At 51.6% G+C, this 21,498-nt stretch carries 23 protein-coding genes; 9 read left to right on the top strand and 14 right to left on the bottom strand.

The genetic code is table 11. The annotated features are described in order from the left end of the window. Positions 1–4 precede the first annotated feature (4 nt). Entirely contained in the window at positions 5–859 is an 855-nt protein-coding gene (apaH, locus tag RT120_RS05675) for a bis(5'-nucleosyl)-tetraphosphatase (symmetrical) ApaH (protein ID WP_312980534.1), read from the top strand. Positions 860–902: 43 nt separating this feature from the next. On the opposite strand, the gene folA is transcribed toward apaH, so the two are convergent. Next, entirely contained in the window at positions 903–1,382 is a 480-nt protein-coding gene (folA, locus tag RT120_RS05670) for a type 3 dihydrofolate reductase (RefSeq protein WP_312980532.1), read from the bottom strand. A gap of 268 nt (positions 1,383–1,650) precedes the next feature. Here folA and RT120_RS05665 point away from each other — a divergent pair, with 268 nt between their 5' ends. After that, a complete protein-coding gene (locus RT120_RS05665; RefSeq protein ID WP_312980530.1) occupies positions 1,651–2,265 on the top strand; it encodes a LysE family translocator in 615 nt (204 codons plus the stop codon). A gap of 40 nt (positions 2,266–2,305) precedes the next feature. On the opposite strand, the gene kefC is transcribed toward RT120_RS05665, so the two are convergent. The 7 genes from kefC to RT120_RS05630 all read right to left on the bottom strand — a co-directional run bounded on the left by kefC (position 2,306) and on the right by RT120_RS05630 (position 9,498). Further along, complete coding sequence (kefC, locus tag RT120_RS05660; protein ID WP_312980528.1) at positions 2,306–4,168, bottom strand: glutathione-regulated potassium-efflux system protein KefC; 1,863 nt, start codon at positions 4,166–4,168, stop codon at positions 2,306–2,308. Continuing rightward, the gene (kefF, locus tag RT120_RS05655) at positions 4,161–4,691 is read right to left on the bottom strand and encodes a glutathione-regulated potassium-efflux system oxidoreductase KefF (protein WP_312980526.1); all 531 of its coding nucleotides are present in this window, start codon (positions 4,689–4,691) and stop codon (positions 4,161–4,163) included. The genes kefC and kefF overlap by 8 nt, the downstream gene beginning before the upstream one ends. 81 nt (positions 4,692–4,772) lie before the next feature. Beyond that, positions 4,773–6,101, bottom strand: a complete 1,329-nt coding sequence (locus RT120_RS05650) for an MFS transporter (protein ID WP_312980524.1) — start codon at positions 6,099–6,101, stop codon at positions 4,773–4,775. A 42-nt stretch (positions 6,102–6,143) separates the two neighbouring features. Beyond that, positions 6,144–6,431 (bottom strand): ferredoxin-like protein FixX, encoded by a 288-nt coding sequence (gene fixX, locus RT120_RS05645; protein ID WP_312980521.1) that lies wholly within the window; start codon positions 6,429–6,431, stop codon positions 6,144–6,146. Then, positions 6,428–7,714 (bottom strand): FAD-dependent oxidoreductase FixC, encoded by a 1,287-nt coding sequence (gene fixC / locus RT120_RS05640; protein WP_312980517.1) that lies wholly within the window; start codon positions 7,712–7,714, stop codon positions 6,428–6,430. Before fixC ends, fixX begins: the two co-directional genes overlap by 4 nt. A gap of 57 nt (positions 7,715–7,771) precedes the next feature. Continuing rightward, the gene (locus RT120_RS05635) at positions 7,772–8,713 is read right to left on the bottom strand and encodes an FAD-binding protein (RefSeq protein ID WP_312980515.1); all 942 of its coding nucleotides are present in this window, start codon (positions 8,711–8,713) and stop codon (positions 7,772–7,774) included. 11 nt (positions 8,714–8,724) lie between these two features. Beyond that, positions 8,725–9,498 (bottom strand): electron transfer flavoprotein FixA, encoded by a 774-nt coding sequence (locus tag RT120_RS05630; protein ID WP_312980512.1) that lies wholly within the window; start codon positions 9,496–9,498, stop codon positions 8,725–8,727. A 441-nt stretch (positions 9,499–9,939) separates the two neighbouring features. On the opposite strand from RT120_RS05630, the gene caiT reads away from it, so the two are divergent. The 6 genes from caiT (at position 9,940) to caiE (ending at position 17,018) form a co-directional block, all read left to right on the top strand. Further along, entirely contained in the window at positions 9,940–11,454 is a 1,515-nt protein-coding gene (gene caiT / locus RT120_RS05625; RefSeq protein WP_312980509.1) for an L-carnitine/gamma-butyrobetaine antiporter, read from the top strand. Positions 11,455–11,494: 40 nt separating this feature from the next. Next, a complete protein-coding gene (caiA, locus tag RT120_RS05620) occupies positions 11,495–12,637 on the top strand; it encodes a crotonobetainyl-CoA dehydrogenase (RefSeq protein WP_312980507.1) in 1,143 nt (380 codons plus the stop codon). A gap of 72 nt (positions 12,638–12,709) precedes the next feature. Beyond that, positions 12,710–13,930, top strand: coding sequence for an L-carnitine CoA-transferase (gene caiB, locus RT120_RS05615; protein ID WP_409515026.1), 1,221 nt, complete (start codon positions 12,710–12,712; stop codon positions 13,928–13,930). Positions 13,931–13,996: 66 nt separating this feature from the next. Continuing rightward, positions 13,997–15,553, top strand: a complete 1,557-nt coding sequence (caiC, locus tag RT120_RS05610) for a crotonobetaine/carnitine-CoA ligase (RefSeq protein WP_312980505.1) — start codon at positions 13,997–13,999, stop codon at positions 15,551–15,553. 63 nt (positions 15,554–15,616) lie between these two features. After that, entirely contained in the window at positions 15,617–16,402 is a 786-nt protein-coding gene (caiD, locus tag RT120_RS05605) for a crotonobetainyl-CoA hydratase (protein ID WP_312980502.1), read from the top strand. Between the two features lie 22 nt (positions 16,403–16,424). Continuing rightward, on the top strand, positions 16,425–17,018 hold the full coding sequence (caiE, locus tag RT120_RS05600; protein ID WP_312980499.1) for a carnitine operon protein CaiE: 594 nt from the start codon (positions 16,425–16,427) through the stop codon (positions 17,016–17,018). 50 nt (positions 17,019–17,068) lie between these two features. Here caiE and caiF read toward each other — a convergent pair whose 3' ends face one another. The 6 genes from caiF to ycgZ all read right to left on the bottom strand — a co-directional run bounded on the left by caiF (position 17,069) and on the right by ycgZ (position 19,779). After that, entirely contained in the window at positions 17,069–17,410 is a 342-nt protein-coding gene (gene caiF / locus RT120_RS05595) for a carnitine metabolism transcriptional regulator CaiF (protein WP_409515029.1), read from the bottom strand. A gap of 291 nt (positions 17,411–17,701) precedes the next feature. Beyond that, positions 17,702–17,935 (bottom strand): YgdI/YgdR family lipoprotein, encoded by a 234-nt coding sequence (locus RT120_RS05590; RefSeq protein WP_312980493.1) that lies wholly within the window; start codon positions 17,933–17,935, stop codon positions 17,702–17,704. A gap of 112 nt (positions 17,936–18,047) precedes the next feature. Then, positions 18,048–18,539 (bottom strand): toxin-antitoxin system YwqK family antitoxin, encoded by a 492-nt coding sequence (locus RT120_RS05585; protein ID WP_312980490.1) that lies wholly within the window; start codon positions 18,537–18,539, stop codon positions 18,048–18,050. A 198-nt stretch (positions 18,540–18,737) separates the two neighbouring features. Continuing rightward, positions 18,738–19,004 carry a biofilm development regulator YmgB/AriR family protein gene (locus RT120_RS05580; protein ID WP_312980487.1) on the bottom strand — a complete coding sequence of 89 codons (267 nt, stop codon included), beginning with the start codon at positions 19,002–19,004 and terminating at the stop codon, positions 18,738–18,740. A 48-nt stretch (positions 19,005–19,052) separates the two neighbouring features. After that, positions 19,053–19,370 (bottom strand): hypothetical protein, encoded by a 318-nt coding sequence (locus tag RT120_RS05575; RefSeq protein ID WP_312980484.1) that lies wholly within the window; start codon positions 19,368–19,370, stop codon positions 19,053–19,055. Positions 19,371–19,524: 154 nt separating this feature from the next. Continuing rightward, positions 19,525–19,779: a regulatory protein YcgZ gene (gene ycgZ / locus RT120_RS05570; protein ID WP_312980481.1), complete on the bottom strand. Its 255-nt coding sequence runs from the start codon at positions 19,777–19,779 to the stop codon at positions 19,525–19,527. 442 nt (positions 19,780–20,221) lie between these two features. On the opposite strand from ycgZ, the gene RT120_RS05565 reads away from it, so the two are divergent. Further along, positions 20,222–21,439 (top strand): diguanylate phosphodiesterase, encoded by a 1,218-nt coding sequence (locus tag RT120_RS05565; protein WP_312980479.1) that lies wholly within the window; start codon positions 20,222–20,224, stop codon positions 21,437–21,439. Positions 21,440–21,498 lie beyond the last annotated feature (59 nt).

The raw sequence follows: 21,498 nt of genomic DNA, 5'->3' as shown, positions 1-21,498 counted from the left end.
TAACATGTCTACTTACCTGATTGGCGACGTTCATGGTTGTTACGATGAACTGCAAGCGCTGTTAAAGCATATTGAATTCAATCCGGCCAACGATACGCTGTGGCTGACCGGCGATCTGGTCGCCCGGGGCCCTGGCTCGCTGGACGTGCTGCGTCTGGTGCGTTCTCTCGGCGAGAGCGTGCGCATGGTGTTAGGCAACCACGATCTCCATCTGCTGGCGGTTTACGCAGGCATCAGCCGCAACAAACCCAAAGATCGGCTTAATCCCCTGCTTGAAGCCCACGACGCCGACGAGCTGATTAACTGGCTGCGCCGCCAGCCGCTGTTACAAGTGGATGAAGAGAAAAAGCTGGTGATGGCCCATGCCGGCATTACGCCGCAGTGGGATCTGGCGACAGCGAAAAGCTGCGCCCGCGATGTCGAAGCCGTGCTGTCCAGCGACAGCTATCCGCTGTTTCTGGATGCGATGTACGGTGATATGCCGAACAACTGGTCCACGGAACTGTCCGGTCTGGCGCGACTGCGCTTTATCACCAATGCGTTCACCCGCATGCGCTACTGCTTCCCGAACGGGCAACTGGATATGTTTAGCAAAGACAACCCGGAAAGCGCGCCCGCGCCGTTAAAACCCTGGTTTGCCATTCCTGGCCCGGTTTCACGCGAGTACAGCATTGCTTTTGGGCACTGGGCCTCACTGGAAGGGAAAGGCACGCCAGAAGGGATTTACGCGCTGGATACCGGCTGTTGCTGGGGCGGGACACTAACCTGCCTGCGCTGGGAAGATAAAGCCTGGTTTGTACAACCGTCTAACCGTCAACTTGATTTGGGTGAAGGCGAAGCCACCGCTGTCGCCTCCTGACCCGTCGCGTTCGCCCTTTTCTCAACGATGAGGGCGAAAGCGCTTAACGACGCTCGAGGATCTCGAAGCAATAGCTATGAGAGTTGCTCTCATCCGCGTCGTGGAACTCACTGAATACCGATTGCCATTCGTCCGGTTCGTAGTCCGGGAAATGGGTATCCCCTTCCACTTCGGCGTCAATATGGGTGAGATAGAGTTTCTGGGCCTTCGGCAACAGCTGTTCGTAGATACGACCGCCGCCAATCACCATGATTTCTTCTGCATCACCACAGGCGCTAAGCGCCGCCTCAATCGATGTCACCCACTCAACGCGATCGTCGGTGCCCGGCTTGCTGCTGACGACGATATTTTTACGTCCCGGCAGCGGACGGCCAATAGATTCCCACGTTAAACGGCCCATAATGACCGGTTTATTCAGGGTGTTACGTTTAAACCAGGCGAGATCGGCGGGGAGCGTCCAGGGCATGGCATTTTCCATACCGATAACGCGATCCACCGCGAGCGCCGCAATCAGACTGATCATTGAAATTTTCCCGGGTAAAAAAAATTGCCGCCACTATACGGAAAGCGCATTCTTTAGTCGACTGGCGTCAGGCAGCGAGTGATGAATTATTTACGATCTGTTGCCTGGGCCACGTCGCCAACTGGACAGAGGTGTTACCAACATATTTTAAAACAATAGTTTATCTAAAATTTCCTGAAAGCGTGTTTTTGTCGTCGTTTATCTTCGGTGTGATCGCAGTATTGGTTTAAGTTATAGTTCACAAATTATTGGTTCACGAGATTTCCCCATGCTTGAAACTACGCTGTTTGTCGCCACTATCGCCGCCCTCGGCATGCTTTCACCGGGACCGGATTTCTTTCTGGTTATCAAAAATGCCGCTATCTATCAGCGTAGTGCGGCGCTCATGACGGCGCTGGGCGTGATTTTAGGTGTGATGACCCATATGGCCTATTGTGTAGCGGGTATCGCCGTTGTCATTACCACCACGCCCTGGCTGTTCCAGATGCTGAAATACGTTGGCGCAGCCTACCTGGTGTGGCTCGGTCTGAACGCGCTACTGTCACGCGGCGGCAGCAAGATGGACGTCGCCAGCGCCGAACCGCAACGGGCATCGCTGAAGAAAGCATTTATCCAGGGCTATATGTGCAACTTGCTGAACCCGAAAGCCACCCTGTTCTTCCTGGCGATGTTCACCCAGGTACTGAACGTCAATTCCGGCCTGATGGAAAAACTGTGGTATGCCGGGATTATCGTGGGCTTATCGGTAGTTTACTGGCCTGCGCTGGTGATGCTGATCCAGAGCGCGCCGGTACGCCGCGGCCTGGCGAAAGCGCAGAAGATTATCGATAAACTGCTCGGCGGGATGCTGCTGGCGCTGGGTATTAAAGTCGCCCTGAGCTAAAACGACGTTCTAACGCCCCGGCATGCCGGGGCGTTTTTAATTACGGTGTCGGCTGGCTGTCCGGCGCATCATCCGGGTTCCCGGTGTGTTTACCCTCTTTGGTGCCCTGCCAGCCATGGCGCTGGATCACCGACAGATGCGCGCGGTCCTCGCTGATGATCTCTGTCAGCATGGCGCTGGTGCGCTTGTACACGTCAGCCCGCGCCGCCGTGTCGTGCGCGCCCTGCGCCATCTCTTCCACCATCTGGGTGTTATAGCGGCGAAACAGATCGGCTCGCTCACGCGCTTCATACGGCCCCACGCCAAGCTGTTCCAGCGCCAGGCGACCAACTTTTAATGCACCTTCGAAGGTTTCACGTTCCGGCAGCGTTACGCCCGCTTCGCGTAAGCGAATGTAATGATCCACATCGCGCGCCCTGGCGATGATTTGCAGTTTTGGAAAATGCTCTTTTACCAGCTCGGTTAATTGCAGGCTGGCCTGCGGGTCATCGATGGCGTTGATGATCACTTCCGCCTTCGCTGCGCCAGCGGATTCCAGCAAATCTACCCGCGTGGCATCGCCGTAAAACACCTTCATGCCGAATTTACGCAGCGTTTCGATATGGTCTGGGTCGTGATCGAGTACCACCATTTTTACACCGCTGGATAACAGCAAACGGCCCGAGATCTGCCCGAAGCGCCCGAACCCCGCGACAATCACTCTCGGTTGTTCTTCATCGATTTCGTCGGCTTCGCGCGCCTGCGCCGAATCGTTTTTCTCCAGCCGCGTCAGCAGAACCAGCAATATCGGCGTTGCGGCCATTGAGAGCGCCACCGCCAGCGTCAGGGATTTCGCCCAGGTCACATCCAGCACCTGCGCGGTTTGCGCCGCGCCAAAAATCACAAAGGCAAATTCACTCCCTTGCCCCAGCAGCACGGCAAACCAGCGGTACTGTTTGCGCGGCACCCCCAACGGCCGGGCGATAAGCCATAGCATTACGGCCTTAATGACCAGGAAGCCAACTAACAGCACCAGGATGCGCAGCGGGTTGTCGATCAGCGTACCGAAGTCGATAGACATGCCGACGCCAATAAAGAACAGCCCCAGCAGCAGCCCTTTAAACGGCTCGATATCGCTTTCCAGTGCATGGCGGTATTCCGAGCTCGCCAGCAGAACGCCCGCTAAAAACGCGCCCATCGCCATCGACAGCCCGGCTTCTTCGAGCAGCAAACCAAAGCCGAATACCAGGAACAGCGCCACGGCGCTGAATACTTCGCGTAAACCGGATCGCGCCACAAAGCGCAGCGCCGGACGCGCCACATAGCGCCCTAACAGCACTACCAGCGCCAGCGCGCCCACCACCTTTAATGCCGACAGGGTAAACGCGCCGAGCGTGGTGGCGGCCCCGCTGCTGGCTAATAGCGGGATCATTGCTACCAGCGGAATGGCGGCGATATCCTGGAAGAGCAGCACGGCAAAGGTGCTGCGTCCAAGCTGGGAAACCGTGAGGTTGCGTTCGTTCATCGCCTGCATCGCAATGGCGGTAGAGGAAAGCGCCAGCGTCAGGCCAATCAGTACGGCAATTTTCCAGGAAAGCCCCAGCGCCACGCAAAAGCCGCCGAGCGCCAACCCGCACGCCGCCATTTGCAATACGCCGCCGCCGAATACCGAGGCACGCAGTTTCCACAGGCGCTGCGGATCGAGTTCCAGGCCGATCACAAACAGCATCAGCACCACACCGATTTCCGCGAAGTGCAGAATTGACTCTGCATCGGTCACCAACCGCAATCCCCACGGGCCAATCAGGCAGCCAGCGATAAGATAACCCAGCACCGATCCAAGCCCCAGGCGCACGGCAATCGGCACAATCAGCGCGGCGGAACCCAGATAGATCAGCGCCTGAATCAGGGTATGGCTATCCATGATGCGTCTCCTGCCAGTCGATTAACCGCTGTTTATAGTGTCGCGCCTGAGCCGCAATGGTCTCGTCATCGCAGATAAAGGTGCAGTGCATGGCGAACGGCGGCAGCCAGCGCATCCCGCAATAGAGCGCCGTGGCCTGAAGCGGTTGCGCCAGCACGTCAAAACCGGGGTGATCGCCAATGTCGAAATGATTGTTTCCACCACCTGTGGTGACGGCCCACATCAGGGTTTTGCCTTTTAGCGCGCAGGCGTCGTGCCCGTAGGCCCAGCCGTGCGAAAGCACTTTATCGACCCACAGTTTGAGTAAGGGCGGAATGCTGTACCACTGCATCGGGTGCTGCAACACAATCAGATCGGCCCGCGCCAGCGCCTGCTGTTCGGCAGCGATATCAATAGTGAAGTCAGGGTAAAGTTGGTACAACGAGCGGATTTCGACGCCGTCCAGCGCCTCCACCTGCTCAATCATCCGCTTATTGGCATGGGAATGCTGCGGATAAGGATGGGCATAAATAATTAAAATCATGTCGTTCTCGTTTCGCTAATGCATCCAATAACGATAAGCGATTTTTAAAGAAAACGACATGAACACTAAAGCACACTTCATTTAGGGTTTATTTTTTAATATGGTCATATTCGCGGTTTTCAGTAATGACAACCCCCGGGTTTCAGGTGCCAGAATCACAGAAACGACCAGACCAATCAGGGAGATCAACGCGCCTATCAACATCGCGCGGTTTACTCCATACTGTGCGATAAATAACGGCAGTAGCCAGGTGGAAATAATGGTGCCGATCCGGCTAAGCGACATAATGACGCCCACCGCCGAGGCGCGAATATCGGTAGGAAATAATTCATTCGGATACAACCACTGTAAAATCCCCGGTCCGCCAGAAAAAAAGGCGTATATCGCGAAAGCCAGCACCACCAGCCACATCGTTAAATCAGGGATTAGACCCAGCAACGCTAGCGCCAGCGTCATCATGGCGAAACTGCCAATTAATAACGGGCGTCGCCCAATACTGTTCAGCCAGTACATGGCCGGTAAACAGCCCAACATAAAAAACAGACTAATGACAACATTACCTAACGCCGCACTCTTGCCCTGATCCCAGCCTAATAATCCGACAATTTGTGGCCCATAGGTGTAAATTGCAAACATTGGGATCACCTGACAGGTCCAGATAATGGCGACAAAAAGCACAAAGGGAAAATGGCGTTTATTGAATAACTGAAGAAATCGTGTCTGCTGCGGGGGTTCTTCATCAAACATCACCGGTTCGCCGAAAATTTTCTCCATCATCTGCTGACACTCCGCGACCCGCCCTTTACGAATCAGCCAGCGTGGGGATTCCGGTAAATCAAACCGTCCAATCAGGATAATGACGCAAGGAATAAATGCGCTACCCAGCATCCAACGCCAGCCGCCTTCAATATCATAAAGGCACCAGCCAATCAGATTGGCGCAAGTGGCCCCGACGTACCACATGGTCGCAATAAATCCGACGGCGAAGGCGCGTTGGCGGGTACTGGAAAATTCGGTAATCATTGAGGTGGCTATCGGATAATCGGCACCGATAACGATGCCAATTAAAACCCGCATAACCAACAACTCCACAGGCGATGAAACAAACATCGTGGCGACAGAAATCAGGCCGATAGCGATAATATCGGCCAGAAACATTTTCCTACGCCCAACCCGATCGGAAATATAGCCAAATAAAGACGTGCCGATAAACAGCCCGGCCAACGTGGCGGCACCCAACATGCCAATCCATGTCGCGTCCAGATGCAGTAGAGGCGTCAGTTGCTCAAGCGCCACTCCAATCATTACCAGTACATAGCCATCCAGAAAGGGGCCACCACTGCCCCACAGCATGATACGGCGGTGGATGGCTGAAAATTGCATATCATCAAAATTTCTGGGCTGTTGCATCGCGTTGTCCTGTTATTATCAGCGAGTGGTGAGCGGTTGGGCTTAACCGTACCGGTACTCAATACCAAACGTACCGCGCGGGTATTCCCAGCTTTCCAGGGCGCTATCCAGTCCCAGGATCCGGCAGGTTCCACACTCCAGGCAGCCAGCGTAGTCAAAGCGTACCGAACCATCCTCCTGCTTTTTATATAGCCCGGCCGGACAAGCGCGGGTCAGGAGATCCAACACGGCGTTATCCGGTTGCCCTTTGATAACGATGTGAGGATGCGCTTCATCGACATTGAATTTATTGACGCCAAGTTTGACGTCCACATTAACGGGGGCGTTCATAGGGCCTTCACTCCTTTAATGCCATCCTTAACCAGATTGATGAGTCCGATATGTTTCGCGTGCCCCCAGAGGGTTTTACGTAGCGGCACTGGCGATTTGCCATCAACAGTAAACAGAGAATGCATCACGCCAGCAGCCATGGCAGGGTAAGCGGTAAACATTCGCGGATTATCAAGAAACGCTGGTAAACGCTGATAAGCGCGCATATCTCGCAGCACGCTGTTATCAAGATGGCGCTGATAATCAGCCAGCCCCTGCTGGTTGAAATCGCCACTGCGCATTGCGCTTAGAACCGCTTTGGCCGCCGCTTCGCCAGAGCTCATCGCCAAATCCATACCCCGGATGGTAAAGCCCAGATTCATACACATGCCTGCCGCATCGCCTGCAATCAATACGCCGTCACCCGTTAGCGTCGGCAGCATAGTGATACCTGCCTCAGGCACGACATGGGCGGCATACTCAATCATCTTGCCGTCGGCAATTAATGGCGCGATGGCAGGATGGCGTTTGAAATCTTCCAGCATTTGCGGAACAGATTTTGATGAGGCGCTGATATGGTGCAGGCCGCAAACCAGGCCCAGGGATAAGGTTGTACGGTTGGTATATAAAAAGCCGCCGCCCATCAGGCCATCTGTTGGCGCACCGGCAAACAGGCAGGCAACGCCTTCATTGCCTTGCAGATTAAAACGCTCGCGGATCGTTGCCTCAGGGAGTTCGATGAGCTCTTTCACACCCACGGCGACGTCCCTGGACGTTACCCGCTGCGCCATGCCCAACTGCTCCACCAGTAAAGAGTTCACCCCGTCCGCGAGGATCACTACGCTGGCCTCCAGCACATCACCATCCGCCTCGACGCCGACAACCTTGCCGTCGCGTTGAATGATGTTATCGACGCGGACCCCGCTGATAAATTGCGCGCCAGCAGCTTCCGCTTGCTCCATTAGCCAGGGATCAAATTTGGCGCGCAATACCGACCAGGAGGCTTGGGCCGGATCGACGGACTCACCGTTTAGATAATCCATACTGACGGCAGCGGTATCCGTCAAAAAAGCCAGCTTTTCCCGTGTAATAAGTCGCTCTAAGGGAGCATGATCGGCAAAGCCAGGAATAATGCGCGCCAGCGTGTGAGCATAAAGGCGCCCGCCGGTGACATTTTTAGCCCCCGCGTAATTACCGCGTTCAATGACTAACACCTGCGCGCCTTCCCGGGCCAGAATCAGCGCAGCAACTATTCCCGCCAGCCCTGCACCGACAATAATGGCATCGAAGTTATCTTCGGACATACGTTCTCCGGAACCTTATAGTGAACAGGGAACCCTCCGGGTTCCCTGTTTTGGTAATCAACGTGATAACGCTGCGGTTAACGCAGGCAATACCTTGAACAAGTCGCCCACGATGCCGTAGTCCGCATACTGGAAAATCGGCGCGTTTTTATCTTTATTAATCGCAACAATCGTCTGTGCGCCATTGGCTCCCACCATATGTTGGATTTGCCCGGAGATCCCCACCGCCAGATACAGGTCGGGTTTGAGCATCAGATTTGAGATGCCGACATAGCGTTCGTGCTCCATCCACTTTTCGTTTTCTGCCACGGGCCGTGAGCAGGCCAGCTCCGCGCCAATTGCCTGACAAAGCGCTGAGGCCAGCGCGATATTCTCTTTATTGCCGATACCCCGGCCTACACTCACCACACGCTTCGCTTTATCCAGATCGACGGTGTTACTTTGTTTCGCCTGCGACGCAGTGCAAATCACCGCCGTTTTCGGCGATTTCCACATCACTGTTTTCGCAGTGCCGCTGACGCCACCGTTGAGCGATGCAGGCTCAAACGCGCCTGCGCTTAACGTCACCACTGACCAGGGGGAGAGCAGCGTTTCGTCACCCATCGCCAGACCGCCAAAAACCATATGCTTCGCCACCGCACAGCCATTCTCAATAGTTAACATGCTGGTATCGTTCGCTACCGCTGCCGTAAGCCTGGCTCCAAGGCGGGCGGCAAGGAGCTTGCCGCGCCGTGTCGTAGGAAGCAGCACCAGCCCTGAGTCGCTGTACGCGCGTACCGTCTCTGTCATGGCATCGGCGTAATCTTCAATCATTCGGTCCTGCGGTTTCCCGGATAATATCCATACTTCGCTCGCGCCGAGTGCAAAAGCGCTTTCAGCCTCAGCCTGTGTCAATGCGAATACATGAACCTGCTCCGCCAGTTGCTGCGCCCCGCCAATTAATTCCGCCAGACGAGCCGCAGCATCTGTAAATACCCAACAGCTTGAAAACTTGCTCATTTTGCTCCCTCTTAATGAATAATTTTGCGCACATGCTCGGCAAATGCTGCTATCTGGTCATCACCATCGCCTTCGATAATCAAGCGCTGACGTTGGCACTGAGTGGGTGCGCTAACGCACTGCGTCGAACGTGCCTCAGGCGTACCGATACTGAGATCGGCCAGTGTCCAGGCATGTACAGGTTTCTTCGCTGCGCCAAGAATGGCTTTCATCGATGGGATTTGCGGGGCGTTTATATCTGTTGATACTGCAATAACGGCAGGCAACGGGAGGATAAGCGTTTCAATCTCATCTTCCAGTTCTCGTTCGACGGTGATGGCGTCATTCGTTAGCGCGAGAATATGGCTAATGCCGTTGACAGCGACAATATTGAGCGCTTCACCAAGTAGCAAGCCCACCTGCTGAGCATAAAGATCGGCTGAGCCATCGCCGCAGACGATTAAATCAAAGCCTATTTTCCGGGCAGCAGCGGTTAACACGGAGGCTGTTTGATGCGGAAGCACCTGTTCAAGCGCATCATCAATGACTACCACTAATTCATCCGGACCGCGAGAAAGCACGTCTTTACGGCCTTTCGCATTATTCAGCGCATTACCGCCAACGCTTAACGCAACGATCTGCGCATCAGGGATCTGTTGACGCAGTTGGCATCCAGCCTCAATAGCATTCAAATCATACTGGCTTATTTTAGTTTGAGCTTTGCTCACATCCAATGAGCCATCCGCGTGGTTTACTACAATATCCTGCTCATCCGGCACGCACTTGTAGCATGTAATTATCTTCATTACATCTCCAGAATAGTCATTAAGTATCGAACACATCGGCAATACAATAAATAAATAACATGCAAAGAAGGCTAAAAATAAAATCTACATCACCAATACTGAAGACCATTCAGCATTCAAATAATGTATTTTCAGTATTGCCTGGCACCTCACCAATATTGAAAACTCCTACCCATCACTCGCACCAGAAAAACAAATAAATCGTTGATTTTATTTTTATAATTTAAAAACACCCCCTCTCACCCGGCTCCCCACCCCGCGACTCTGTGATCCATTTAACAGAATAAACCAAGCCCTGTATTCATTATTTTCCGGCAATATCTTAAAGCTCAGGCCATACCGTTCTCGCTAAAGTTTTATTTATTGCCTCAGTCACGCCAAATGAAAGGGAAACACGTGACAAATAATATTGCCAATATGTAATAAAATTGGAATTTAAATATGATCAATGAAAAGAAAAAGCCAGGAATTGAACCTAAGGTTTTTTTCCCACCCTTAATAATCGTCGGCATATTATGCTGGCTGACGGTAAGCGATCTGGATGCTGCAAATAACGTCATCAATGCCGTATTCAGTTACGTGACATCGGTGTGGGGTTGGGCGTTCGAGTGGTATATGGTTGTGATGTTCGCCGGTTGGTTCTGGCTGGTATTCGGCCCGTATGCGAAAAAACGTCTGGGCGACGGGCCGCCGGAATTCAGCACCGCCAGCTGGATTTTTATGATGTTCGCCTCGTGCACCTCCGCAGCGGTTCTGTTCTGGGGTTCCATCGAAATTTACTATTACATCTCCAGCCCACCCTTTGGCCTGGCGCCAAACTCCACTGCCGCTAAAGAATTTGGTCTGGCTTATAGCTTATTGCACTGGGGCCCGCTGCCCTGGGCGACCTATAGCTTCCTGTCTGTGGCATTCGCCTACTTTTTCTTTGTCCGCAAAATGGATGTGATTCGTCCAAGCTCTACATTGACGCCGCTCGTGGGTGAAAAGCACGCTCGCGGATTATTTGGCGTTGTCATCGACAACTTTTATCTGGTGGCGCTGATCTTTGCGATGGGGACCAGTCTTGGGCTGGCCGCGCCGCTGGTGACGGAATGTATCCAGTATCTGTTCGGCGTTCCGCACACGCTGGAGCTGGATGCAATAATTATCTCCTGTTGGATCGTGCTAAATGCCATTTGCGTTGCCTGCGGATTGCAAAAAGGGATCAAGATCGCCAGCGATGTGCGGAGTTACTTGAGCTTGTTGATGCTTGGCTGGGTGTGCATTGTTGGCGGTGCCAGCTTTATGATTAACTACTTCACCGATTCTATCGGGATGCTGTTGATGTACCTGCCCCGAATGCTGTTCTATACCGACCCGATCGGCAAAAGTGGGTTCCCGCAGGGCTGGACCGTCTTCTACTGGGCATGGTGGGTCATTTACGCCATCCAGATGAGCATTTTCCTGGCGCGCATTTCCAAAGGCCGCACGGTTCGCGAATTGTGCCTTGGCATGGTCGCTGGCCTTTCTGCCGCCACCTGGCTGCTATGGACCATTCTGGGGAGCAACACTTTGCTGTTGATGGATCAAAACCTCATCAACATTCCCCATCTGATTGAACAATACGGCGTACCACGCGCCATTATCGAGACCTGGGCTGCGTTACCGATGCGTACCGCGACCATGTGGGGTTTCTTTATGCTGTGCTTTATCGCCACCGTTACGCTGATCAATGCCTGCTCTTATACGCTGGCGATGTCCACCTGCCGTGCCGTAAAAGAAGGTGAAGAACCGCCACTGCTCGTTCGTATCGGCTGGTCAATTCTGGTAGGAATCATCGGCATCATTCTGCTGGCGCTGGGCGGGCTTAAACCCATTCAAACCGCCATCATTGCCGGCGGATGTCCCCTATTTTTCGTCAATATTCTTGTCACGCTTTCGTTTATCAAAGACGCCAAAGTGCACTGGAAAGAGTGATTTTTACTGCCCCATGACTCCACACTGAAGAGGTTTAAAGATGGATTTTTCGTTGAATGATGAACAGGAACTGTTTGTCGCCGGTATTCGTGAATTAATGGCCAGTGAAAACTGGGAAGCCTATTTCGCGCAGTGCGATCGCGACAGTCAGTATCCAGAGCGCTTCGTCAAAGCCCTGGCGGAGATGGGCATCGACAGCTTATTAATCCCCGAAAAACATGGTGGGTTAGACGCCGGTTTCGTTACCCTGGCGGCGGTCTGGATGGAACTGGGCCGCCTTGGCGCGCCAACTTATGTGTTGTACCAACTGCCTGGCGGATTCAATACCTTCCTGCGCGAGGGTTCTCAGGAGCAGATTGATAACATTATGGCGTTCCGTGGCACCGGCAAACAAATGTGGAATTCCGCTATCACCGAACCGGGCGCGGGTTCCGATGTGGGGAGCCTGCAAACCACCTACACCCGTAAAAACGGCAAAGTCTACCTAACCGGGAATAAATGCTTTATTACCAGTAGCGCTTATACCCCCTTTCTGGTGGTCATGGCACGCGATGGCGCCTCGCCTGAAAACGCCATCTTTACGGAATGGTGCGTCGATATGACCAAACCCGGCATTAAAGTGAACAAGCTCGAAAAACTGGGTTTGCGTATGGACAGTTGCTGTGAAGTGGTCTTCGAGGAGGTGGAACTGGAAGAAAAAGACTGCTTTGGTCGTGAAGGCAACGGTTTTAATCGCGTTAAAGAAGAGTTCGACCATGAGCGTTTCCTGGTTGCGTTGACCAACTACGGCACGGCGATGTGCGCTTTCGAAGACGCCGCGCGCTATGCCAACCAGCGCGTTCAGTTTGGCGAAACGATCGGCCGCTTCCAGTTAATTCAGGAAAAATTTGCCCATATGGCGATCAAACTGAACGCGATGAAAAACATGCTTCTGGAGACCGCGTGGAAAAGTGATAACGGCTTAATCACCTCGGGCGATGCGGCAATGTGTAAATTTTACTGCGCCAATGCCGCTTTTGAAGTGGTGGATTCCGCCATGCAAGTTTTAGGCGGCGTAGGTATTGCAGGCAATCATCGCATCACCCGCTTCTGGCGTGATTTGCGTGTTGACCGCGTCTCCGGCGGTTCTGACGAGATGCAGATCCTGACGCTGGGCCGCGCGGTATTGAAAAAATATCGCTAATCATCTGCCTTGCTAACGGCTTTGGGTATCTCTCAACCCAGGCCGTTAAAAGTGAATGTCAAAGGAAATATTATGACTTCTCAATTATCTATGCCTGAGTTCGGCCCACTTTCTGGTGTGCGGGTGGTTTTTTCCGGGATTGAAATCGCCGGTCCTTTTGCCGGGCAGATGTTTGCCGAATGGGGTGCAGAAGTGATCTGGATAGAAAACGTCGCCTGGGCGGACACTATCCGCGTTCAGCCGCACTACCCTCAACTGTCACGCAGAAACTTACATGCCCTGTCGCTCAATATTTTTAAAGACGAGGGTCGTGAAGCTTTTCTGAAGCTGATGGAAACCACGGATATTTTCATAGAAGCCAGTAAAGGTCCGGCATTCGCCCGCCGGGGAATTACCGATGAGGTGCTATGGCAACGCAACAAAAAGTTGATCATTACCCATTTATCGGGTTTCGGCCAATACGGCACCGAGGAATACACGCATCTACCCGCGTATAACACCATCGCCCAGGCCTTTAGCGGCTACCTGATCCAGAACGGCGATAAAGACCAACCGATGCCCGCATTCCCCTACACAGCGGATTATTTTTCTGGCATGACTGCGACCACCGCCTCCCTTGCCGCACTGTCCAAGGCCCGGGAGACAGGCGTTGGCGAAAGCATTGATGTGGCAATGTATGAAGTCATGTTGCGTATGGGTCAATATTTCATGATGGATTATTTTAATGGCGGCGAGGTTTGCCCCCGGATGACGAAAGGAAAGGATCCCTACTACGCCGGTTGTGGTCTGTACCGCTGTCAGGACGGTTACATCGTGATGGAAATTGTCGGCATCACGCAAGTTGAAGAAATTTTTAAAGATATAGGCCTGGCGCATCTCCTGGGCACCCCGGAAGTTCCGTCGGGGACGCAGTTAATACACCGTATCGAGTGCCCCTTTGGGGAATTGATTGAAGAAAAACTCGACGGCTGGCTTGCCTCCCACACAATAGAACACGTATTGGGCCGCCTTGCTGAATTGAATATCGCCAGCGCGAAAGTATTAGCCATCCCGGAACTTGAGCATAACCCGCAATATCTTGCCCGGGAGTCGCTTACCCAATGGCAAACGCTGGATGGCAAAAGCTGCCGCGGTCCAAATGTCATGCCTAAATTTAAAAATAATCCCGGCCAGATTTGGCGCGGCATGCCTTCACATGGCATGGACACCGCCGCTATTCTGAAAAATATCGGGTACAGCGAGAGCGAGATCGTCGCGCTTGCTGAAAAAGGCTTGGCAAAAATAAACGCTTAACCATAGCCAGATACCCGGGCCGCCGGAGGCCCGTGCTGGCTTTATAACAACAGGGATCGGGATGCAATGGATATCATCGGCGAGCAAGACTTACGTCAGATGTGGGATGACCTGGCAAGTACATACAGGGAAAAAACTGCGCTGATAGTTGAGTCCTGCGAGGGCAAGGCCATGCAATACAGCTACGCCGTGCTTAATGACGAAATTAACCGCACGGCTAACCTGTTTACCACGCTGGGTATAGTTAAAGGCGATAAGGTGGCATTGCATCTGGATAACTGCGCGGAATTTATTTTTTGCTGGTTTGGGTTGGCAAAGATTGGCGCGATCGTTGTTCCCATCAATGCGCGCCTGATGGGCGATGAGAGCAGTTGGCTACTGAAGAATTGCCTGGCGCGCCTGGTTGTCACATCCCTTCCGTTTTACCCGATGTATCGGCAAATTAAAGCAACCCGGCAAACCACACTGCAACGTATTTGCCTGATCGCCGAAACGCTGTGCGATGTTGACGACGATACCATTGATTTTCACCGCCTGCGTCAAGGCCAGCCCACAGCATTGGTTACTCTGCCGCCGCTCAGTCCGCAGGATACGGCGGAAATATTATTTACCTCTGGCACCACTTCCCGGCCTAAAGGTGTCGTTATCACCCATTACAACTTACGTTTTGCAGGCTATTACTCTTCCTGGCAGTGCGCTCTGCGTGAGGATGACATCTATCTGACCTCAATGCCCGCATTTCACATTGATTGCCAGTGCACCGCCGCAATGGCGGCCTTTTCTGTGGGGGCAACTTTTGTTCTGCTGGAAAAATACAGTGCGCGTGCGTTCTGGAAACAAGTTTGCCGGTACCGGGCTACCGTCACCGAATGTATACCAATGATGATCAGAACGCTGATGATGCAACCCTCGGTTCCGGAAGAACGCCATCATTGCCTGCGAGACATACTTTTTTATCTTCATCTTTCGGCTGCTGAGAAAGACGCCTTTATCGAACGGTTTAATGTCAGGCTGCTGACCTCATACGGTATGACCGAAACCATCGTCGGCGTAATTGGCGATCGCCCTGGCGACAAACGATGCTGGCCATCTATCGGGCGGGTAGGGTTTGGCTATCAGGTGGAAATCCGCGATAACCAGAATCAGCCGCTCCCCTACGGTGAGACGGGAGAAATCTGCATTAAGGGCGAGCCTGGAAAGACGCTGTTTAAAGAGTATTACAACCATCCCGACGCCACAGCGCGCACCTTCGACAACCGTGGCTGGCTACATACCGGCGATTTTGGTTATGTCACTGAGGAAGGATTTTTTTATTTTATCGACCGTAGCTGCAATATGATTAAGCGTGGCGGTGAAAATATCTCTTGTACGGAGATCGAAAATATTATCGCCAGCCATCCTATTATTCAGGACGTAGCGGTCATTGGCATACACGATGCCTTACGCGACCAGGCACTAAAAGCCTTCGTTGTGGTTAATGAGGGCGAAAAGCTTAATGAGAGTGAATTCTTCCTGTTCTGCGAAAACGCGATGGCAAAATTTAAGGTGCCCACTTCCGTCGAGTTTTGCAGCGATCTCCCGCGCAATTGTACGGGGAAAATCATCAGAAAATACCTGAAATAATCGCTGGCTTGCCTGTCCGGCGTCCCCTCTCAGGATCCCATATCTATAAGGATATCAAACCCTATGAACTCATCACTGCATATTATCCGTAACGGATCTCTTCTTGAAATTATTCTCGACAGACCCAAGGCCAATGCGATTGACGCAAAGACCAGCTTCGCCATGGGTGAACTCTTTATGCGCTTTCGGGACGATCCGCAATTACGCGTAGCAATCATTACCGGCGCAGGAGAGCGTTTTTTTTCTGCGGGCTGGGATTTAAAAGCAGCAGCCGACGGCGAAGCATCGGACGCTGATTTTGGTCCGGGCGGCTTTGCCGGTCTTACCGAGTTATTCGATCTGGATAAACCGGTAATTGCTGCCGTGAATGGCTACGCTTTCGGAGGGGGATTTGAACTAGCGCTGGCGGCAGATTTCATTGTGTGCGCCAGCAATGCCCGCTTTGCTTTACCCGAGTCGCGTCTTGGCATTGTGCCCGATAGCGGCGGCATACTTCGCTTACCTAAAATACTTCCTCCGGCTATCGTCAATGAAATGGTCATGACGGGGCGACATATGGATGCCGAAGAAGCGCTGCGCTGGGGCATTGTTAATCGCGTCGTTGAAGCTGGCGAATTAATGGCAAGTGCAAGAGAGTTGGCCTCCAGGATCATTGAAAGCGCACCACTCGCCGTTGCTGCATTAAAAGAAATCTATCGCGAAACCCGCGAATTATCAGTAGAACAGGGTTACCGACATATTCGCAGCGGTGTATTACATCATTATCCCGCCGTATTGCATTCAGAAGATGCCAGCGAAGGCCCGCTCGCGTTTGCTGAAAAACGTTCGCCGGTGTGGAAAGGTCGCTAATAACAATGTAAAGGAGCGCAATGTGAGTATTTATTCATTTGAAGGATTAACTCCAGTAATACACCCAGACGCATATGTTCATCCCAGCGCTGTTATTATCGGCGACGTGATTATAGAAAAAAATGTCTATATTGGACCCCATGCATCATTACGTGGTGATTATGGGCGGCTTATTGTTAAAGCCGGTTCAAATATTCAGGACTGCTGCATCATGCATGGATATTGCGATATGGACACCATCGTCTACGAAGGTGGCCATATCGGGCATGGTGCGGTATTGCATGGTTGCGTTATTGGACGTGACACCCTGGTGGGCATGAACAGCGTTATCATGGATGGCGCTGTTATTGGTGAAGAAAGTATTGTGGCGGCGATGAGTTTTGTGAAAGCAGGCTTTATCGGCGAACCTCGCCAAATGCTGATAGGCAGCCCGGCCAGCTATCGACGGGACGTGACCGAGCGGGAGCTTTACTGGAAGAGATTAAACACCAAAGAGTACCAGGACTTAGTGCAACGGTGTTTGGCAGGATTACAGGAGGCAACACCGTTGACGGAGCAGGAGCCTCAACGCCGCCGTTTAAAGGGCATCACCGACGTAAAACCCACAGCGTTATGAAATCAGTCTTCAAAAGAGCCTGGCATTCAGGCTCTTTCAGCTATGTCAGTTTAACGGCGCTGCGATTTTGAAAGCATCATTAGCCACTTTTGTTCCCGGTTCATTTCCTCTCCAACCCGAGTTGATTGTCGAGGTAATGCAACCGCCAATTCGTCTTTATTTTGTGGGCTGTTTTGGAAGCGAGTGTGAATATGCGAATCGATATGTTTGACTTTCACTAATCGCTGGCATTGGCAACCTCGGCCCTCAAGCTGATTAGGGATAGTCTTGGTTTCACACATTATCTCCCCAACCTGCGAAAGAATATAAGAAATTGTATTTATCGCTTTGCACTGAGGAATATCAAACTCCCCGGCAATTTCCTTTGCACTCACCCAACGATTTTGCGCCATGACCCAATTAGCAATTAACAAATAAAGCGGTTTCCCTACAATTTCTTCACTCATAATAACACCGTTATCACATATTTATCGTCACACCATGAAATTATCAGGTAGTAAAACTAACCCGCGCCCATAACCACATTGGATTCATGGATAATAGTACGACAATAATGTCACAAATACCGCTTTAGAGTTATACAGGCTGCATTTATGAGAATAACGATGAAGGTAACAGCGTAGAATGCAGGGGTTTAAGGAGATAAAGGCGTATGGCCAGTAAGTTGCCATACGCCTTGCAGGTTAGTTATCCAGTTCACTCATAGATTTAACCTGATCGCGGTTAATCTGCTCGGTTTTACCGGTTTCGGCATTTTCATAAGAGACCAGCCCGGTATCGCTATCCACTTCAGGTTTACCATCGGTAACAATCGTGCTGCCGTCGGTGGTTTTAACCGACTGGTTAGAAGAGCAACCGCTAATAAACAACAGCGCGCTGGCGGCTAAAATAGGGGTAATAAGGATTTTCGCTCGCATGGTTTTCTCCCGTGCATTGCAGTGTATTTATCGTATTTACCCTCTAACTATAGTTGCCCGAACGAAACGGTGGCGCGGAAACAGAACACTCTTAGCGCGCCACGCTGCGTTATCAGGATTTATCCGCCGGATAACCGTCTTTATAAATAACGGTTTTGGTGATTTTCCCATTCGCGTCATAGGCCGAGACTTCACCCTCAGCGAGTCCATTTTTATAATTAATGACCGTGCGTAATTTACCATCCTGGGTATACCCCTGGGATTTGCCTTCCGCTTTGCAATTCACCAGCGGCGTATGGGTGCGTAATTGACCGTTGGGATAATAAAGATCGATGTATTCGTTAAAGCAGCGGTTTTTTACTACGGTTTCGAATTTTTTATTGCCGTTATCATAACGCTCAATCAGTTTTCCTTCCGGTACGTTGTCCGCCACCGAAATGGAGGGTGTTTCTAATTTATGATTTTGCAGATCTTTCTGCGTGGTCCCCTTTGCATACTCGGGGGTCATCCCCATCGCATCAATCGTATTGGTAACGGAGGAAGAGAATTCGGCGCAGCCTGCGAGCAGCAGGGAAAACGACATGATTACCAGTGCACGTTGCAAAATGATCTCCTTAATAAGTGCATTCCTGCGGGCACGATAATTTTAGCCGAGGAATAATCGGCTACCGGAAATCCATCATATTTGGTAGGGGAAATAATAACGAAGGGAAATCAGTAACGCGAAAACCACGCCTCACCGCGACGATGCTCAATAATATAAACGCTTCGCGGTGAAGGTTTCGCCTGACACATACCGGTCTTAAATATCTTCAGTAGTATGATTAACGACAATTTCCAGGGTCTTACGAATGATGTCGCCCTTCACCGCGTCCTCGGTGGTTTTCAGCGCCGCCATCAATCGCACGATAATAGTTTTATTAGTGAGCAGCTCTTGCGAAGCGATAATACTGTTTACCACAGTACCGAGCAGTAAAGACTCTTCGGCCAGCATTTCCCCAGCGTTACGGAAATAGTTGGACAGCGCAGTATCGGGCACGTTGGTATAGGCATCTGATTGTTTAATCATTACCTGGCTCATTTACTTACATCCTTATGCATGAGTGATGAGATGCAGTCAGTGTTTTTTACTGTTGCCTGGCTGCGGGCTGTCGCTGAACAACGGGTAAACGTTACCCGTGCTTTTTCTGGCATCCCTGCCCAACGCGTTTTCATCAGGAACTGGCTTGTGCCGCGTTGTGACCACGGTATTACTCACTTCAGCGATAACCTTAACAATTAACTTGCGTCGCTGAACGTCGGTTTCACCGGACGTCATTGCCCGCAGCATCCTGATGAGGGCTTGAAAATTGACAGGCAGGTTTTCCTTAAGCAGGAAGAGAACTGCCTCACCAATAATTTCATCTGTCAGTTGCTCAATTTCACTTCTGTTCATAACTGCGTCTCTGATTGCCGCATTCTTCCGGTCGGATACGCGGCATTGAGGCAGTTACCCGGGGAAGAAGGTCAGCTCCAGGTCGGCCGACCTCTGTGTAACCTGAGTATTACTCCCGCCAGAATTGACTTAATAACCAGGTAACCAGTCGCTATTAGGCGGTTTCGTCATGGCGCTCAAAAAGCAGGCCAATCAACGTATGGTAGTGACTTTCCTCTTCCGGCCCGGATGCCTGTTCGAGCCGGCGAAGTAATTTGGTGCAGATAGCCTTCCGGCTCAAATTGCGGCCATCCCGAAGGATCTCCACTGCAATCTGCCCGAGCGTTTCCTGCTGGGATGGCAATGCCGCCTTATTGAAATAACGGGCAATGGCATTAGCGCTTCCCGGAAGGTAACCGTTCTGTTGCATATGTCACTCCAGTAATATTCAGAATCAGTAAAGTTTAAGGAAAGTATACAAGATGACTAAAGTTGTACATCGAAATTGTACAAACACACAAGGCTTTTTTAGCGAAATTATTAAAAATCCTTAAATTCAATCAGATAAAACCACTCTTTTTTTCTATGAGCGGATTGTACAACGTTGTATACGGTGAAAATCGATACATCTCCCAAAGCTCGCTTCAAAATATATCCTGTATCTTATCCAGGGATATTTAACAATTAGCTTGCCAACCAATTAAGATGTAAGAAATTTGTTTATAAAAAGCGGGCTGCCTGCGAGCTATCAGAAATGAAGCCATTTTGCGCCGCGCATCCGCCCCGGTTGATTAAGATAAGCCTTAATCATGACAAGACCTCGCGTGAGTCATCTGATACTGTGGCGCTTCATACACCTACCTGGAATTGTCATGCTCACCACCATCATTTATCGCAGCCATATCTGCGACAACGTTCCGGTTAAAACGCTGGAAGAAATGGTCGACGCAGCAAATAACAAAAATGGTCATGCCGACATTACCGGCATTCTGCTGTTTAACGGCACGCACTTTTTTCAATTGCTTGAAGGGCCAGAAGAAAGTGTGCTGACAATCTATCGTCATATTTGCGAAGACGTGCGCCATTACAACGTGGTGGAACTGCTGCGGGATTACGCGCCCGCGCGGCGTTTTGGTAAGTCGGGGATGGAACTGTTTGATTTACGAGAGCATGACAGTAACCAGGTGCTTCAGACGGTGCTGGATAAAGGCACCTCTAAATACCAGTTAACCTACGATGATCGCGCGTTGCAATTCTTCCGCACCTTTGTCGAGGCCAGGGAAAAAGAAAACTATTTTGAAATTCCGGCCGCTGATTCCTGGGATTTTATCCCTGATGGCAGCGCTGTAACCGCGCAATCACCGGCGGCGCAAACGGAGAATTGCAGTTTCGCCTTCCAGCCGATTATCGACCCACTTGCCCAGGAAGTGGTCTCGCTGGAAGCGTTGCTGCGTACACCGGACGGCGGTTCGCCGCAGGCCTGGTTTGCAGAGCGGGCTGGCGATGAGGTTTACCAGGCGGATCTTGAAAGCAAAACCGTCGCCTTTGCGATGGCTGCTGCCTTGAATATCGGCAAACAAAGCCTGTCGGTTAACCTGCTGCCGATGACATTAGTGAAGATCCCCGGCGCGGTGGAATTTCTGGTTCAGGAAATTCATCAGCACGGGCTGGTGCCGGATCAGATTATCGTCGAGTTCACCGAACAAGAGATTATCTCGCGTCTTGAAGAATTCACTGGGGCTATCCGCCAGTTGAAAGCCGCCGGTATTCGCGTGGCAATTGACCATTTCGGCGCTGGCTTTGCTGGCCTGTCGCTGTTGGCCCGCTTTCAGCCGGAGCGTATTAAGATCAACCGCGAACTGATCGAGGACGTTCATAAGAGCGGCCCGCGCCAGGCGATCATTTTAGGCATTATCAAAAGTTGTACATCGCTGGAGATTTCAGTGTGCGCTGTGGGCGTTGAAAAACCGGAAGAGTGGATGTGGCTGGAGTCAGCAGGCATTTCGCTGTTTCAGGGGCATCTGTTTGCCCGTCCAGCATTTGCAGGGATCCCCGCCGTGGCATGGCCGGAGAAAAAAGCTGGTTTTTGAATAACTCACCTCGCGTTGTGGTCTGAAAGGAAAAATTTGTTGGGATAATCATCAGCAAG

Source organism: Atlantibacter sp., assembly GCF_032062175.1.
Classification (GTDB): domain Bacteria; phylum Pseudomonadota; class Gammaproteobacteria; order Enterobacterales; family Enterobacteriaceae; genus Atlantibacter.
This window is presented reverse-complemented; position numbering and strand designations above follow the sequence as displayed.